The following is a 16,453-nucleotide window of genomic DNA, read 5'->3' as shown; positions in this document are numbered from 1 at the left end:
GGCAAGGGCTTTTGCCGCGTGGCAGCCTTACTTGAGCAGGCGCAAGTTTAATGGATATCGGAATGCTTTGTCGTTTTTGCATTTAACCGCGGCGATAATGATCATGATGAAATTGAAGGCCGCTAGCCCGATCAGCAGGGGGATGCCGATCAATATCACGATAAGGGCCGAGGCGGCGAGAGCGTAAATACTGATGCTGATCTGAAAATTAAGGGCTTCTTTGCCCTGTTGGTTTACGGAGGCATAAGAGTCCTTTTTGAGCAGCCAGATAATCAGTGGCCCGATCAGGTTGCCCAGTAAAACGCAACTGAAGGGATAGGTGAGGGGTAGCAGGTAGCCGGCCAGGGCTGAGAGATGGCAGAAAGTGGCCCAGTTGCTTTCCTCGTGGCTGCGCTCGGTCATGACGGTTTCTCCTGGTGAAGATTAGCCGGCAAAAAGGTTTTTGCGTCGATAGTCCTGCGGACGGTTAGATTGGAAATTACTCCTCCAGGCCCAGAAAGGCCAGGGTGGATTTCAGGGTAAGGTTGACGATTTGTTCCGGCTGAATGCCGGCCTGCAGGGCTTCGCTCAGGGCCTGGTCGAGTTGTCCGACCCCTTGGGCGATATGGGCATCGCTGCCCAGAGCAACGGGGGCGCCATATCGGGCACAATACCCGGCCAGACTCCGACAGTTGTCTGCGCTGCCGGCCCGGCTCATGCCAAAGGAAGAGTTGTTGATCTCCAGGGCGGTTCCGGTAGCGGCAGCGTGGCGAGCGATGGCCTGATAGTCGAGGGGAAACTCCGGGTTTCCGGGATGGCAGAGTACGTTGACCTGCGGATTGTTCATTATGGTCATGACCGCCCTGGTGTTGTCCCCCTGGCCTTGGCCGACATAGCCGCAGCCGGGATGAAAGCCGGCTAGTACCAGGTCCAGTTGAGCGAGCTGCTGGTCTTCCAGGTCGAGTTTTCCCTCGCCAAGAATATTGGCCTCGACGCCGGGCAAGATGCGTACTTCTCCAATATGTTTTGGGATAAAGCGCAGGGCCTTGAAATGATAGAGGTGAGGGCCGCCGGGGAGGGCCGGTCCGTGGTCGGTCATGCCGACCAGGCGCAATTGGCGCCGGGCCGCTTCAGCAGCAATCTCATTGATCGTGCTGTAGGCGTGTCCAGAGGCGATCGTATGTGTGTGGAGGTCTGCTTCCGGGGTTCCCGTCAGTGACATGGTTGTGGTTCCTTTCGCAGGTTTTGTTGAGCCGCATCTTAACATAAAGATTCCGGTCCGTGCCATCTTGAATAGAGTGCTGATGACCGGTTGAAGGTGACGGAAGTGGGAGCATATAGCTTCGCCTGCTGGCCGGAAAAGATTGTTTTATGGGTCTTTTTTGTGCTACAAGCATTGTTTGCAAATAATTTAGAAGTGAGACGGTTTTTGAAGAATTATACAAATCAAGATCAGTTGTTTGACCGGGTCAGTCGGCCCAGTCGGTATTTGGGCGGCGAGCTCGGAACGGTATCCAAGGACCTTGCGTCAGTAGAAGTTAGTTTTGTCCTGGCCTTTCCCGACGTCTATGAAGTAGGCATGAGCCATATCGGTCTGCCGATGCTCTACCATGCGGTCAACAGCCTCGATTGGGCCGTTGCAGAACGCGTTTATGCGCCCTGGCCCGATATGGCCGCCGAGTTGCGCAAAAACGGTCTCCCCTTGACGTCTCTGGAGTCTCAACGGTCCCTCGCAGAATTCGATTTGCTCGGTTTTACCCTGCAGCATGAGCTGTCCTATACCAATCTGTTGGCCATGCTGGAGCTGGCTGGTGTGCCGCTGCGTCGTGACCAGCGCGATGAGCAGGCTCCCCTGGTGGTGGTCGGTGGGCCCTGTGCCACCAATCCGGAACCCTTGGCCGATTTCGTCGATTGCGCGGTGATTGGCGATGGTGAGGAGGCTGTCGCCGACCTTTGCCGGGCGGTTCGCGAGGCCAAGCGAGCCGGCAGCTCGCGGGCACAACTGCTCCAGGCGTTGGCTGATATTGACGGAGTCTATGTGCCGTCCCTGTTCGATGTTTCCTATCATGATGATGGCCGCATCGCTGAGTTGCGGCCGTTGCGCACTGATTATACGAAAGTACGGCGCAGGGTGCTGGCCGATCTGGCGGCGGTCGACTATCCGGTAACGCCCATCGTGCCCTTTATGAATACGGTGCATAATCGGGTGGCGGTGGAGATCGCCCGGGGCTGTACCCGCGGTTGCCGGTTTTGCCAGGCCGGTTACATCGGCCGTCCGCTGCGAGAGCGAAGCCTGGAAGAGATTGTCGATGTCATCGATCGCTCCCTGAGGCATTCGGGTTACGATGAAGTTTCCCTGCTTTCCCTGTCGACGGGTGATTACAGCTGCATCGGTCCGTTGCTCAAGGGGCTGATGGATCGTTACCGGGAAGAGCGGATTGCCGTTTCATTGCCCAGTTTGCGCGTCGGTTCGCTGACAAGCGACCTGATGGAAGAGATTAAAAAGGTCCGTAAAACAGGTTTTACGTTGGCGCCCGAAGCCGGTAGCGAACGTCTGCGGCAATTGATTAATAAAGGCATCAGCGAAGAGGACCTGCTGATCGCGGCCGACAACGCCTTTTCTCTCGGCTGGCGAATTATAAAGCTTTATTTCATGATCGGCCTGCCGACGGAACAAGAAGCCGATCTGGATGCCATTGTCGATCTGGCGGCACGGGTTAAGCGTATCGGCAAAGGAACTCCCGGCGGCGCCGATGTGAACGTTTCGGTTTCGACCCTGGTGCCTAAGCCCCAGACCCCTTTTCAGTGGCAGCGTCAGATCGGTATCGACGAAACCCTGGCTAAGCAGGATACGCTGCGGCAGAAGCTGCGCAGTAAAAAGCTGCGTCTTAAGTGGCATGAGGCGCAACTCTCCTTTGTCGAGGGGGTCTTTGCCCGCGGCGACCGGCGTTTGGCTCCGGTGCTGGAGCGCGCCCTGGCCCTCGGCTGCCGTTTCGACAGCTGGCGGGAACACTTTCGCTTCGATCTCTGGCAGCAGGCTTTTGCCGATTGCGGCATCGATCCGGAATGGTATCTGCGCGAGCGTGCCACCGATGAAATTCTGCCCTGGGATCATATCGATTGCGGGGTCACCCGGCAATATCTGCTTGACGAGTGGCAACAGGCCTTGAGCGGTAACGCAACCATCGATTGCCGGGATGGGGGATGCACCGGGTGCGGTGTGTGCGATTTTGAGACGGTGCGGATGCGTTACGCTACCGATCCCGGTCAGAAAACAGCCCTTGAAACCCTGCCCTCCGCAGTCATGGCCTCGGATTCGTCGGAAGATGAGCAGCCGTGCAAGGTGCGGCTGTGGGTAAGTAAACTGGGCCGGGGCCGGTTTGTCGGCCATCTGGAATTCATGACCGTGGTTCATCGGGCGGTGCGACGGGCGGGATTGCCGATCCGCTATTCCGGTGGTTTCCATCCGGCTCCGCAGATTTCCTTTCCTGACGCCTTGCCGACCGGGGTCGAGAGTGAGGCAGAGATTATCGATTTCAAGCTACGGCACCCTGTGGGTGTGCAGGATTTGATGGCGGCTTTAAATGCCCAGCTGCCCGCCGGATTTGCGGTGGAAAAGGCAGAATCCGTGCCCTGGAAGACGCCGGCGCCGTCGCTGTGTATCGAGGAGACGATCTATAGCATTCCGTTGGGTGATCAGGCTCCGGCAGACCTGGCGGAGCGCATTGCCCGCTTTATGGCTGCTGAAGAGGTCTATGCAACGCGCCTGAAAAAGGGTCGCGAGCAGCTGGTTGAGGTGCGAGCCGGCGTGGTCGACCTGCAATGGTGCGACGGGATCCTGCGACTGAAGATGAGCAAAGGCAGTCCGACTCTGCTGGCGGGCCACCTGCTTGATCTGGCGCCGGAAAAGACGGCCGTTCTCGGACTGCGCAAGACAGATGTACGGCTGTGTGCCCCTCTTTCAGACGAACCTGTTATCGGTTAGTATTTTTTATAAAGTTACATATCAGGAGAACAGAGACCATGACCAAAGAGCTGGTCATCAATACCACTTCCCATGAGACGCGAGTGGCGCTTCTGGAGAACGGCCACATTGCCGAACTCTATATCGAGCGCATCCGCGAAAGGGGGATCGTCGGCAATATTTACAAGGGCAAGGTACTGCGGGTGTTGCCCGGTATGCAGGCCGCTTTTGTCGATATCGGCCTGGAAAAGGCCGCCTTTCTTTATGTCGCGGATGTCCTCGATGAAGTTCAGGGGGTTGAACGCTATATCGACGAGGGCAGCGCCCTGGCCGAGGGCGGCAAGGAGGAGGCGCCGATTCTGCCCCCCATTCAGGACTTGCTACAGGAAGGCCAGGAGGTCCTGGTACAGGTTTCCAAAGAACCTATCGGCACCAAGGGGGCGCGAATCACGGCTCATATCTCCCTTCCGGGCCGGCATCTGGTCTATATGCCGACCGTCGATCATGTCGGGATTTCCCGGCGTATCGAAAACGAGGAAGAGAAAGAGCGCCTGCGCCAGCTGGTCGAAGAGATTCGCCCGGAAGGAGCGGGCTTTATCGTCCGCACCGTTTCCGAAGGCAAGAGCGAAGAGGACCTGCGCTCCGATATGGAGTTTTTGTCGGGACTGTGGCAGGACATCTGTGGCCTGCAACGGCGCAACCCGGCTCCCAGCCTGATCTATTCCGATCTCGATGTGATCAGCAAGGTGTTGCGGGACATCCTCACCGAAGACGTACGGCGCATTGTTGTCGATTCCAAGCGGGAATATGGCAAGATCGTGCAGTTTATCGAAACCTTTATGCCCAGCCTGGAGTACAGCATCGAGCTGTACCAGGGTCAGGAGCCGGTGTACGAAGCCCTCGGTCTCGAAACGGAAATTGCCCGTGCACTCAATACGCGAGTGTGGCTGAAGAGCGGCGGCTACATCATTATCGAGCAGACCGAGGCCCTGACCGCCATCGATGTTAATACCGGCCGCTTCGTCGGCAAGCGCAACCTTGAAGACACGATTCTCAAGACGAACCTTGAGGCTGTGCGAGAGGTTGCTTTCCAGTTGCGGTTGCGCAATCTCGGCGGGCTGATCATCGTCGACTTTATCGATATGGAAAAAGAGACCCACCGGGAAAAAGTGTATCTGGCTCTTGAGGAGGCTCTGCGTCCCGATCGCGCCAAGACCAATATTCTTAAAATATCCGAGTTGGGGTTGGTGGAGATGACCCGTAAGCGGGTGCGTGAGAACCTGGCCCGAACCCTCTGCGAGCCCTGCCCCTATTGTGAGGGCAAGGGTTACGTCAAGAGTCGCCCTACCATGGTCTATGAGATCTTCCGCCAGTTGCGGAGAGACATCGGCAGTCTGCCCGGAAAGCAGGTGAACCTGCTGGTTCATCCCGACCTCGCTTCCTTGATTTGTGACGAAGAGCGCTGCGAAATCGACGATCTGGAGACCCACTCGGGTAAGCAGATCGCGATCACTGCGCGTTTTGATTATCATCGGGAGCAGTTCGACATCGTGGCCAGTTAATTTTCGGTTGGAAACGGTTCTTTTCCGCCGTAGCTGCGTCAGTCTGCGGAATTGCGTGTGCGGCGTACCGATGTACGCCTCCGTGCAATTCCTTGATTTCCTTGCTACGACGAAAAATCCCTCGTTTCCAATTCGAAAACGTTCCAGGGTAAGGCAGCAGGTTGCGGGTATTTTTGCTTGACAGGGCTGCGGGGCGGGGCTATATTGCCTCTTCTGTGATAAATACTATACTCAGTGAGAGCGAGGTGAAGCAACATGTATGCGGTGATCAAGACCGGAGGAAAACAATACAAAGTATCCGAAGGCGATCTGCTCAAGATCGAGAAGATTGAAGGCGCGGTGGGTGACACTATCGCGTTGGACGAGGTCCTCATGGTCGGCGGAGAAGAGGTTAAAATCGGAACACCTCTATTGCCAGAAGCGAAAGTCACGGCGCGCATTGTGGAGCAAGGCAAGGACAAGAAAGTCCTGGTATTCCACCACAAGCGACGCAAGGGCTATCGCAAGACCTATGGACACCGTCAACCTCTCACCCGCCTGCAAATTACAGGCATTCAGGCTTAAGGAGGCTAACCCATGGCTCATAAAAAAGCTGGTGGCAGTTCAAAGAACGGCCGCGACAGTATTGGCAAGCGCCTTGGCGTGAAGCGTTACGGCGGCCAGCAAGTAACTGCCGGGTCGATTCTGGTGCGGCAGCGCGGCACCACTATCCATCCTGGCAACAATGTCGGTTGCGGCAAGGATTACACTCTGTTCGCCCTGGTGGACGGAGTCGTTACCTTTGAACGCAAGGGCAAGGACAAGAAGAAGGTCAGCGTATACACGGCCTGATATAGCCCAGCGACTTTGGATCCATGAGAAGAGCCCGATGTTCCTGAACGAACTTCGGGCTTTTTTCGTCGTGCATCGCCTTATTTTCGATTTTCTCATAGGCTGCGTGACAAGCAATGCAGTTGTATATAAGCAGTTTTAAACAAAGCTAAGGTTTAGGCGGATTTCCTATGCAGTTTATAGATGAAGTAAAAATTCACGTCACTGCCGGTGACGGCGGCCGCGGTTGCCTCTCCTTTCGACGGGAGAAGTTTATTCCCATGGGGGGGCCGGACGGTGGTGACGGCGGTGACGGCGGCGACGTCATTTTTCAGGTCGACGAGGGTTTGGGAACCTTGCTTGATCTGCGCTACAAGGTCCGCTACAAAGCCAAGAGGGGCGGCCACGGCATGGGCGCCAACCGCCATGGAAAAAATGGCGAGGATCTTCTGATCTGTGTGCCGCCGGGAGTATTGATCTATAACCACGAAACGGGTGAGTTGTTGGCCGACCTCAAAGAGCGGGGCCAGCGGTTCGTAGCCGCCAAGGGCGGTCAGGGAGGTCGTGGAAACGCCCGTTTTAAGACCAGCACCAACAGGGCGCCCCGCCATGTGCAACCGGGGCTGCCCGGTGAGGAGATCTGGCTGCGCCTGGAACTCAAATTGCTGGCAGATGTCGGTCTGGTCGGTATGCCCAACGCCGGTAAATCGACCCTGATTTCTGCCATATCCTCCGCCAAGCCGAAGATCGCCGACTATCCCTTTACTACTTTGGTGCCCAATCTCGGAGTGGTGGGTTACGGCGGGTATCAGAGCTTTGTTGTTGCAGATATCCCCGGTCTCATAGAGGGTGCCAGCGAAGGGCACGGCCTGGGTACCCGGTTTTTGCGTCACATCGAGCGTACCGACCTGTTCCTGCATCTGGTCGATTTGTCTGACCTGCAGGAGGGAGACCCGGTGGAATGCTTCGATACCATCAATCGGGAGCTGGAGCGTCACAACCCCCGGTTGCTGGATAAGCCTCAGCTGGTCGTCTTGAGCAAGGCCGATGTCACCGAGGTGCGCGAGCAGGCCGATGAGATTGCTGCGGTCTTTGCTGAGCGGGGTTTCAAAACCCTGCTGATTTCGGCGGTGACCAAAGAGGGCCTCGATGAACTGGTGGCTTGCGTTGCTCAGGAACTGTCCAGACTGCGTTCCGGCGAGGATTTTGACGAGTTCGGTCCGGCTTGACAAGCAGCGGCGCCGAAAGTAAAATTCGAGCCGAAATCATCAAGAATCATGCCGGTTTGCAGGGAAGGGTCGGGCATGCGCAAAGAGCTTCTCGCACAAGTTAAGCGTGTCGTCATCAAGGTCGGCAGTGGTGTACTGGTCGGCCAGGACGGGGTCGACCCCGCCATTATCGAAGCGTTGGTTAAGGATCTCTGCAAGGTTGTCGAGCAGGGCTACGAGGTGTTGCTGGTCTCTTCCGGCGCGGTTGCTACCGGCAAGGGCGATCTTGGCATCGTCGGCCGGCCCCCTACCATCCCCCTGAAGCAGGCGGCGGCCGCCATCGGTCAAAGCCGGTTGATGCGCTATTACAAAGACGCTTTCCGTACTTGTGGCCGGCGGGTTGCGCAGATTCTGCTGACTCGGGACGACCTGGCCAATCGGCGGCGATTTCTCAATGCCCGCAATACCCTCATGACGCTGCTTGAATACGGCATCATTCCCATCATTAACGAGAACGACACTGTGGTGGTGGATGAAATCCGTTTTGGCGACAACGATAATCTGTCGGCACTGGTGACCAATCTGGCCGAATCCGATCTTCTGGTCATCCTTTCCGATGTCGATGGTCTCTACGACAGTAATCCCCGCACGAATCCCCAGGCCAGGTTGATCAATAAGATCGAGCATATCACTCCGGAGATCGAAGGCATGGCCGGGGGGGCCGGCAGCGAGGTCGGTACCGGCGGCATGGCGACCAAGATCGAGGCGGCTAAGCGGGCGTCTCTCTACGGCGTTAGCACGGTCATTGTCAACGGTCGTCAGCCTCATGTGCTGTCCCGATTGTTCGCCGGCGAGGAGCTGGGCAGCTGGTTTTTGCCCGCGGTTGACCGTCTCAATGCCCGCAAACACTGGATCGCCTTTACCAAAAAGATTCGTGGCCGGTTGTTGCTCGACGAGGGGGCGCATCAAGCGCTGGCAGACAAAGGTAAGAGCCTGCTTCCTTCGGGAATCATCGAGGTCGAGGGGAACTTTGAGCGTGGCGATGCGGTACGGCTTTGCGATGCTGAGGGGCGGGAGTTCGCCCGGGGCATCATCAACTATTCGCAGGCAGAGCTGGTGCGCATTCAAGGACATAATTCTCAGGATATCGAAGAACTGCTTGGCTACCAGTACGGTGCCGAGGTGGTTCATCGGGACAATCTGGTATTGAAAAAGCGGGCTGGGCAACGGGCCGCTATCTGCAAGGAGTAAGCAATGACGATTCAGGAACAGATGCTGGTGTTGGCGCAGGAAGCGCAAGAGGCAACCCGGATTATGGCCAACCTGTCGGCTACCGCCAAAAACGATATGCTGCGGCGCATGGCCGATGCTTTAGAGCAGGCCGCGCCGGCTCTTGTCGAGGCCAATGAAAAGGACCTGGCTCGGGCCCGGGAAAAGGGGCTGTCTGCCGCCATGGTCGATCGTTTAATGCTTAACGACGAACGTATTGCCGCCATGGCCGATGGCCTGCGCGAGGTGGCTGAACTGCCCGACCCGGTCGGTGAAATCAGCGACATGCGGCGCAGACCCAACGGTATTCAGGTCGGTCGCATGCGGATCCCTCTGGGAGTGATCGGCATCGTCTACGAATCCCGTCCCAACGTGACCGCCGATGCTGCCGGTCTGTGCTTGAAGAGCGGCAACGCGGTTGTCCTGCGCGGTGGCTCCGAAGCCATTAATTCCAACGTCGCCATCGGTGACGTGTTGAAGAAGGAACTGCTGGCCATGGGACTGCCTGCTGGTGCTTTGCAGGTAGTGACCACCACCGATCGCGGCGCCATCAACGAATTGCTGAAGCTGGAAGAGTATATCGACCTGATTATCCCCCGCGGGGGTGAAGGGTTGATTCGCTTTGTCAGTGAAAATTCGCGGATTCCTGTCATCAAGCATTATAAAGGGGTCTGCCATACGTTCATCGATGCCAGTGCCGACTACGAGATGGCCGAGCGTATCTGCGTCAACGCCAAGGTTCAGCGACCCGGGGTTTGCAATGCCATGGAAACCCTGCTGATTCACAAGGATATCGCCGAAACTTTCGTGCCGCGCATCGTCGCCACCCTCAAGGGCAAGGGCGTCGAGTTGCGCGGTTGCTCTGTGGTCCGGGAATTCGCCCCCGAGGTGATCGCCGCTAAGGAAGAAGACTGGGGTGCCGAATTTCTCGATCTGATCCTGGCGGTCAAGGTGGTCGAAGATATCGACGAGGCGATTGAGCATATCCGCCAGTATTGTTCGCTGCATACCGAAGTTATCGTTACCAACGATTACCGGAATTCCCAGCGTTTCGTGCGGGAGGTCAACAGTAGCGTGGTCATGGTGAACGCCTCGTCCCGTTTCTCCGACGGCAACCAGTTCGGTCTCGGGGCCGAGATCGGTATCTCCACGACCAAGCTTCATTCTTTCGGCCCCATGGGGCTGGAGGATCTGACCACCCGTAAATTCGTGGTACTTGGTGACGGTCAGGTTCGTCCCTGATGGTTCGGTTGCAAAAGGCCATCCCTGACCTTTTGCAAAGACACAAGCTGTAAACACAGTTTCCATCTGGCTAACAAAATAAAGGACGGGGAAACCGGTCCTCTGTTTGGGTCGCTTATCCCTGGGCTCCAGCGCATTGTTGGCGTTTCAGGACGGTTGGCGGTGAAGGATAAGTTCATGAAGACCGGTATTCTTGGCGGGACCTTCAATCCCATTCATCTGGCTCATTTGCGGATTGCCGAGGAGGTGCGCCTGGCTTGCGGACTTGACCGGGTGTTGTTCATGCCGGCGGCGACTCCGCCCCACAAGCCTCTGGCCGACGATATTGCTTTTGTTCATCGCTATGCCATGGTGGAAGCGGCAGTGGCCGACAATCCTGCGTTCTCCGCCTGTGATCTTGAAGCGCAGCGCCCGGGTAAGAGTTATTCGGTTGCTACCCTGGAAATTTTGCATGACCGGTTCCCCGATGACGAATTCTATTTTATAATTGGTATGGATTCCTACCGGGCCATCGACACCTGGAAAGATTATAGCCGTCTCTTCGAGCTGACCAATCTGGTTGTGGCTGCCCGTCCGGGCCACGCCGGAGACGATCCGCTGGCGCTGCTGCCCGTTGTCATACGGGGGCAGTTCTGTTACGATGGCCCGTCAAATGTGTTGCGGCACTGCAGTGGTAACCGGGTGATTTTGCTGAAAGAGACTTTTCTCGACATCTCCTCGACCCGGATTCGCCAGCAGGTCGCTGAACAGGGTTCCATTCGTTATTTAGTCCCCTCTGTTGTAGAAGATTACATCTGCCGGCACGATCTATATCGTGGCCGGGAAAGGTTATAAAGATTTTGCAATCCCAAGAACGTGCGCAGCTCTGCGCCGCTTATGCTCTGGACAAGAAGGCTTTCAATGTCCGTTTGCTCGATGTGCGAAAGATTTCTTCGCTGACCGACTACCTGCTGATCGTTTCGGGGCGTTCCGACCGTCAAGTACAAGCGGTGGCTGATTCCATCCATCTCGGTCTGAAGAATGATCACACCACCATGCCCCTGGCTATCGAAGGTCTGAAAGAGGGCCGTTGGGTTTTGCTCGATTATGGCGATGTTATGGTTCATGTCTTTCAGGAAGCGGTTCGGGAATATTACGACCTGGACGGTCTCTGGAGTGAAGCAGCGGAACTGACCGTTACCGAGGGGACGCCGCCGGAGCGGCCTGCTGGTCCTGCGTGAAAATTGGCCTGATCAGCGTCGGCAAGCTTTCGCAAGCCTTCCTCAGGGATGGCGTGGCTGAATATGCCGGTCGGCTCCAGCGCTATATCTCTTATAACAGCCATGAGCTTAAAGAGTCCAAGGGCGGATCAAAGCCCGATCCCAAAGTGATTCGCGAACAGGAAGGCGAGCGCATCCTGGCCCGTGTGCCGGATGGTGCCTATCTTGTCGTCCTCGACGAACGTGGCCGCAATTACGGTTCGGAAGAGCTGGCTGAATTTCTTGGCCGGCATATGCTGCAGGGTACGGGGGAGTTGGTGTTTGCCATCGGCGGCGCTTATGGCTTGAGCCGAGCCGTTAAAGAACGCGCCAACCTGCAACTGTCCCTCTCGGCCATGACCCTGACCCATCAAATGGCCCGGCTGTTGTTGCTTGAACAACTTTATCGGGGTTTTACTATTTTGCGCAACGAGCCCTACCACAACCGTTGATGGCGTTGCATAAGGTTCGCCCTGGTGCGTTTCAGTGTCCTTCAGGACTTCTACATATCCTGTAGAGTGTCTTCACCCCTGAAAAAACACTATGCCTTGCATGTCGAAATTTTACTTAGCCATCTTATAACTGTTTGTAAAACCATCTACCTTTGAAGCACTGTTTGTCGCTTCGGCGACCAAGGAGGAAGACCATGACCCTCATGACCTTACTGCTGCTGATGATTCTGTTCATGGTGTTTTTTATCTACTTTCTGCAGCTTAATCCTGCAGAAATGGCCATTGTCTTCTATCCGGATCATGTGCTTCACGCATCTCCGGCGGTCGTGGTGGTAGCCTGCATCGTGCTGGGCCTGACCATCGGCTATCTGTTGCATCTCTACGGAGCGGCCAGCTATCTGTTCAAGGGGTGGCGGCGCACCCGCTCGGAGAAGCGGGAGCGGGAAGTGACCGAACTGCATCGCGAAGGGCTGGCCCGGCTGCGTTCCGGGGATAGCACCAAGGCCCGCCGACTGTTGCAGAAGGCCCTGGGTATGGATGGTAGTCGCATTGAGGTATTGAGCGACCTGGCTAAAGTTCAGTTGGCCGAAGATGAAGTAGACGAAAGCATCAGCCTGCTGCAGCGCGCCCGCAAGCTTGCTCCCAAGAATTTGACAGTGCTCTTTGCGCTGGCCGAGACTTATTCGCAGACCCAGCGCTTAAGCGAGGCGGAGGACTGTTATCGCGAACTGCTCGAACTGGATGGGGATAATTATCAGGGCATGATCGGATTGCGCGATTTGTTTCTGACCCAGCAACAGTGGAGCGAGGCTCTTGCTCTTCAGAAGAAGCTGGTTAAAAAGAGCTCCGGCGAGGCGCAGGTTGCCGAAAAAGATCTGCTCAACGGTCTGCGTTATCAGTTGGCTCAGCAGGCGGAGGCCGAAGAGCATTTTGACGAGGCATTGGCCGATTATCAGAAGTTGGCCAAGGATGCTCCCGATTTTTTGCCTGCCCAAGTATCGGTGGGAGCCATGCTCCTTCAGAAGGGGCGTTCGGAGCAGGCTGCGGCAACCTGGCAGGCCGGTTATCGGCGCTTTGGCCACAGTGTGTTTCTCAAGCGTTTGGAACAACAGGCGATGGCCGAGGAGGATCCGACTACCCTGCTGAATTATTACCGGCAGCAGGTGGCGGAACATCCCGACGATCTATTGCTACGTTTCTTCTTTGGCAAGTTCTGTTTGCGGGTGGAAATGATTGACGAGGCAATGGAGCAGCTCCATACTCTGGAAAAGAGCTGTGCTGACTTTCCACAGCTGCACCTGTTGCTGGCTGAAAGCCATATGCGCCGTCAGCGCTTGAGCGATGCGGTGGCAGAATACCAGAAAGCCTTGGGCGGGGAAGACCGGTTCCGGTTTGCTTATGTCTGCAGTCTGTGCGGGGCCGGTGCGGTTTCCTGGAATGGGCGTTGCGAGCAGTGCGGTTGCTGGGGCTGCATGGAACTAAGTGAGGTGCCTGCAACTGCGAATCTGCCTGCGCCGGAAGTTCGGGAAATTCACCACGGAGAACGAGAATAGCATGTCTGCAGTACGCCGCCCATTGGTCCTGATGATTCTTGACGGCTGGGGGATTAACCCGAGTTGCGATCATAATGCCGCTTGTCAGGCCTATACACCGCGCCTGGACAGGTTGCGTCGCGATTATCCCACCACCGAAATCGACGCCTCGGGACTAGCCGTTGGCCTGCCCGAAGGGCAGATGGGAAATTCCGAAGTCGGACATCTTAATATCGGTGCCGGTCGCATCGTTTATCAGGAGTTGACCCGCATCAGTCGGGCTATCGAACAGGGCGATTTTTTCAGCAACCCGGTGTTGATCGAAGCCATGGCCGAGATTAAGCGCCAAGGCGGCAAGTTGCACCTCATGGGGCTGCTCTCCGACGGTGGCGTGCACTCCCACAATAGCCATCTCTACGCCCTGGTTGAAATGGCCAGACAACAGGGCCTTTCCGAAGTCTGTATTCATGCCTTTCTCGATGGCCGCGATACGCCGCCGCAGAGCGGTCAAAGCTATCTGGCTCAGCTGGAGGAGCGCTTGACGACCCTTGGGCTCGGCCGCGTGGCATCGGTCATCGGGCGTTATTACGCCATGGATCGAGACAACCGATGGGAGCGGGTCGGGCGGGCCTATCAGGCCATGACCGAAGGCCGGGGCCTGTCCTTCGACAGCAGTGCCGAAGCGATTTCCAAAGCCTATGGTGCCGGTCAGACAGATGAGTTCGTTGAGCCCTGCGTCATCAACCGGGACGGTGCGTCAAATACCGTCGATGACGGTGACGGTATGATCTTTTTCAACTTTCGCGCTGACCGGGCGCGGGAGATCAGCCGCACCTTCACCGAATGCGAGTTCAGCGGTTTTCAACGTTCCAAAAGCCCCCGGCTGGCCGGTTTCGTCTGTCTTACCGAATATGACGAAACCTTTGCCTTGCCGGTGGCTTTTCCTCCGGCCAGTTATCCCGCCATCCTCGGCGAAGTTGTGGCCAAGGCCGGTCTTCAGCAGTTGCGGATTGCTGAAACGGAAAAATACGCTCATGTGACGTTTTTTTTCAACGGGGGCAGCGAGAGTCCTTTTGCCGGAGAAGAGAGGGTGCTTATTCCTTCGCCGCAGGAGGTGGCCACCTACGACCAAAAGCCGGCCATGAGCGCGCCGCAGGTTACCGCAGAGATGTTGGAGCGGGTGGCCGGTGGTAGTTACGACCTGATCGTTCTCAATTTTGCCAATCCGGACATGGTCGGTCATACCGGCGTCATGGATGCCGCAGTAGAGGCTATGGAAACGGTCGATAACTGTGTCGGCCAGGTGGTCGATGCGGTTCTGGAGGCTGGCGGCAGTCTGTTGATCACTTCCGATCACGGCAACTGCGAGCAGATGAGCGCAGCAGACGGCTCGCCCCATACGGCCCATACCGCCAACCCGGTTCCTTTGATTCTGGTCGATCCCGACCGCCAGCACAGTTCGCTTCGTCGCGGTAAATTGGCCGACATCGCGCCGACCCTGCTGCAGTTGCTTGGTTTGGTTCAGCCGTCGGAGATGACCGGCTGCAGCCTGCTGCAGGAGTGATCCCTCGATCCGCCGGTGGCGTGGCGGGGAGCTATCCTGATGAGCTTCAACAGCCTCTGGCAGTTTCTGCGTAGGGAGTTGATCGGCCTGGCCGATCTCTGCTTTCCTTCTGTTTGTCCCCTCTGTCGCCAAACCTTGCAGGCCTCGACGCTCTTCTGTCTCACTTGCCTTGGAGGCATTGTCCCTGTCGTCTCTCCCCGTTGTTCCTGTTGCGATCTACCCTTTGCCGCACTCGATGGTGGCGACCATCTTTGCCAATCCTGTCTGCAGGATCCTCCGCCATTTTTGTGGGCCAAAAGTGTCGGCCTCTACGACGGAACCTTGCGCCGGGCAGTGCGAAAATTCAAATATGAGGGAGATTTCAACCTCGACCGGCCTCTGGCGGCTTTGATGGAAAAGACGTTGCAGGGGGCGCTGGAAGACTTTCGTCCCGACCTGCTGTTGCCGGTCCCCTTGCATATCGATCGACTGCGTCAGCGCAGCTATAATCAGGCGTTATTGTTGGCCAAATTCCTGGGGCGCAGTTGGCAGCTGCCCGTGGCGTCCCGGTTGCTGCTGCGCATCCGCCCGACACCGCCTCAAATCGGATTCAAGGCGGCCCAACGTCGGCGTAACCTGCGTGGTGCCTTTGCCCTGAGTCGACCGTTACAAGGCGAGCGGGTGTTGTTGGTGGACGATGTAATGACGACCGCCGCCACGGCCCGGGAGTGTAGTCGCACTTTGCTCGATGGTGGTGCGAGTGCCGTAGCAGTGGCCGTTCTGGCCCGGGCTCGATTGCGTGGCTGATTGGGTTGAGGGAGGATCAAGCCGATGGAAAAATCGCTGGCCGACAGTTTGAACGACATCTTTAATCGTCTTCTGGAGCACTTTGGCGAGTTGCATTGGTGGCCCGCCGACAGCCCTTTTGAAGTAGTGGTCGGGGCGATCCTGACTCAGAATACCAATTGGCGTAACGTCGAAATGGCCATTGCTGCCCTCAAGGAAGAGATGTCTCTTACCGCTCGCAACCTGCTAGGAATCGAGCGCCAGCGGCTTGAGACGCTGATTCGTCCCGCCGGTTTTTTCCGTCAGAAAGCCGAACGTCTGCAGCTTTTTGCCGCCCATCTCATGACTTGCCACGCCGGTGACCTGAGCGCAATGCTGGCCGGCTCGCTGTCAGAAGCAAGGGAGGAATTGTTGCAGTGCAAGGGGGTGGGGCCGGAGACAGCCGATTCCATCCTGCTCTATGCCGGCGGTCGGCCTTCCTTTGTGGTTGATGCTTATACCCGGCGGTTACTTAGTCGCCTCGGCCTTCTAAACGGTCGTGAGTCTTATGGCCAGATCCGTGAGTTGTTCATGACCCACCTGCCCCACAATAGCGATCTGTTTAACGAATATCACGCCCTCATAGTCGAACAGTGCAAACAGTACTGCCGCGTCAAACCCCTCTGTTCCGAATGCCCTCTACAGACCGATTGCGTCGCCGTCCGGAGTGGCAATTTTTCCTAAGTCTTGTCCTGGGAGACTGTCGGACTTGGCCATGAACCGCCTGAAAATCGTCTGATCGGCCCAGATTCCCTCCAATTTTTCGCTACGGTCCTTCAAGCCCGGCAACCACCCGGTTTCCGGATTCAATGCGAGCCTCTTTAAGAAC

Annotated in this window: 16 protein-coding genes; 14 read left to right on the top strand and 2 right to left on the bottom strand. The window is 56.8% G+C overall.

Going from position 1 to position 16,453, the window contains the following annotated elements; translation table 11 throughout:
- Positions 1-27 precede the first annotated feature (27 nt).
- A complete protein-coding gene (locus tag A7E78_RS08195; protein WP_072283765.1) occupies positions 28-402 on the bottom strand; it encodes a DUF4870 domain-containing protein in 375 nt (124 codons plus the stop codon).
- Positions 403-478: 76 nt separating this feature from the next.
- Positions 479-1,201, bottom strand: a complete 723-nt coding sequence (locus tag A7E78_RS08190) for a phosphatase (protein WP_072283764.1) — start codon at positions 1,199-1,201, stop codon at positions 479-481.
- Between the two features lie 207 nt (positions 1,202-1,408).
- Here A7E78_RS08190 and A7E78_RS08185 point away from each other — a divergent pair, with 207 nt between their 5' ends.
- The 14 genes from A7E78_RS08185 (at position 1,409) to A7E78_RS08120 (ending at position 16,308) form a co-directional block, all read left to right on the top strand.
- Positions 1,409-3,964 (top strand): TIGR03960 family B12-binding radical SAM protein, encoded by a 2,556-nt coding sequence (locus A7E78_RS08185; protein WP_235606720.1) that lies wholly within the window; start codon positions 1,409-1,411, stop codon positions 3,962-3,964.
- A 38-nt stretch (positions 3,965-4,002) separates the two neighbouring features.
- Positions 4,003-5,505 (top strand): Rne/Rng family ribonuclease, encoded by a 1,503-nt coding sequence (locus tag A7E78_RS08180; protein ID WP_072283763.1) that lies wholly within the window; start codon positions 4,003-4,005, stop codon positions 5,503-5,505.
- 255 nt (positions 5,506-5,760) lie between these two features.
- Entirely contained in the window at positions 5,761-6,069 is a 309-nt protein-coding gene (rplU, locus tag A7E78_RS08175; RefSeq protein ID WP_072283762.1) for a 50S ribosomal protein L21, read from the top strand.
- Positions 6,070-6,081: 12 nt separating this feature from the next.
- The gene (gene rpmA / locus A7E78_RS08170) at positions 6,082-6,336 is read left to right on the top strand and encodes a 50S ribosomal protein L27 (RefSeq protein ID WP_072283761.1); all 255 of its coding nucleotides are present in this window, start codon (positions 6,082-6,084) and stop codon (positions 6,334-6,336) included.
- Between the two features lie 170 nt (positions 6,337-6,506).
- Positions 6,507-7,544, top strand: coding sequence for a GTPase ObgE (gene obgE / locus A7E78_RS08165; RefSeq protein ID WP_072283760.1), 1,038 nt, complete (start codon positions 6,507-6,509; stop codon positions 7,542-7,544).
- Positions 7,545-7,619: 75 nt separating this feature from the next.
- Complete coding sequence (gene proB, locus A7E78_RS08160; RefSeq protein WP_072283759.1) at positions 7,620-8,774, top strand: glutamate 5-kinase; 1,155 nt, start codon at positions 7,620-7,622, stop codon at positions 8,772-8,774.
- A 3-nt stretch (positions 8,775-8,777) separates the two neighbouring features.
- Positions 8,778-10,034 carry a glutamate-5-semialdehyde dehydrogenase gene (locus A7E78_RS08155; protein ID WP_072283758.1) on the top strand — a complete coding sequence of 419 codons (1,257 nt, stop codon included), beginning with the start codon at positions 8,778-8,780 and terminating at the stop codon, positions 10,032-10,034.
- Between the two features lie 177 nt (positions 10,035-10,211).
- Positions 10,212-10,868, top strand: coding sequence for a nicotinate-nucleotide adenylyltransferase (nadD, locus tag A7E78_RS08150; RefSeq protein WP_072283757.1), 657 nt, complete (start codon positions 10,212-10,214; stop codon positions 10,866-10,868).
- A gap of 5 nt (positions 10,869-10,873) precedes the next feature.
- A complete protein-coding gene (gene rsfS / locus A7E78_RS08145) occupies positions 10,874-11,254 on the top strand; it encodes a ribosome silencing factor (protein ID WP_083552897.1) in 381 nt (126 codons plus the stop codon).
- A complete protein-coding gene (rlmH, locus tag A7E78_RS08140) occupies positions 11,251-11,724 on the top strand; it encodes a 23S rRNA (pseudouridine(1915)-N(3))-methyltransferase RlmH (RefSeq protein ID WP_072283755.1) in 474 nt (157 codons plus the stop codon). Before rsfS ends, rlmH begins: the two co-directional genes overlap by 4 nt.
- Positions 11,725-11,918: 194 nt before the next feature.
- Positions 11,919-13,277, top strand: coding sequence for a tetratricopeptide repeat protein (locus A7E78_RS08135; RefSeq protein WP_072283754.1), 1,359 nt, complete (start codon positions 11,919-11,921; stop codon positions 13,275-13,277).
- Position 13,278: 1 nt separating this feature from the next.
- A complete protein-coding gene (gpmI, locus tag A7E78_RS08130; RefSeq protein ID WP_072283753.1) occupies positions 13,279-14,820 on the top strand; it encodes a 2,3-bisphosphoglycerate-independent phosphoglycerate mutase in 1,542 nt (513 codons plus the stop codon).
- Positions 14,821-14,859: 39 nt separating this feature from the next.
- The gene (locus A7E78_RS08125) at positions 14,860-15,606 is read left to right on the top strand and encodes a ComF family protein (RefSeq protein WP_072283752.1); all 747 of its coding nucleotides are present in this window, start codon (positions 14,860-14,862) and stop codon (positions 15,604-15,606) included.
- Positions 15,607-15,630: 24 nt separating this feature from the next.
- Positions 15,631-16,308 carry an endonuclease III domain-containing protein gene (locus A7E78_RS08120; protein ID WP_072283751.1) on the top strand — a complete coding sequence of 226 codons (678 nt, stop codon included), beginning with the start codon at positions 15,631-15,633 and terminating at the stop codon, positions 16,306-16,308.
- Positions 16,309-16,453: the final 145 nt, after the last annotated feature.

The sequence above is a fragment of the Syntrophotalea acetylenivorans genome, assembly GCF_001887775.1.
Taxonomy (GTDB): Bacteria; Desulfobacterota; Desulfuromonadia; order Desulfuromonadales; family Syntrophotaleaceae; genus Syntrophotalea_A; species Syntrophotalea_A acetylenivorans.
Note: the sequence above shows the minus strand (reverse complement) of the source record. Positions and strands in the feature narration are given on the sequence as shown.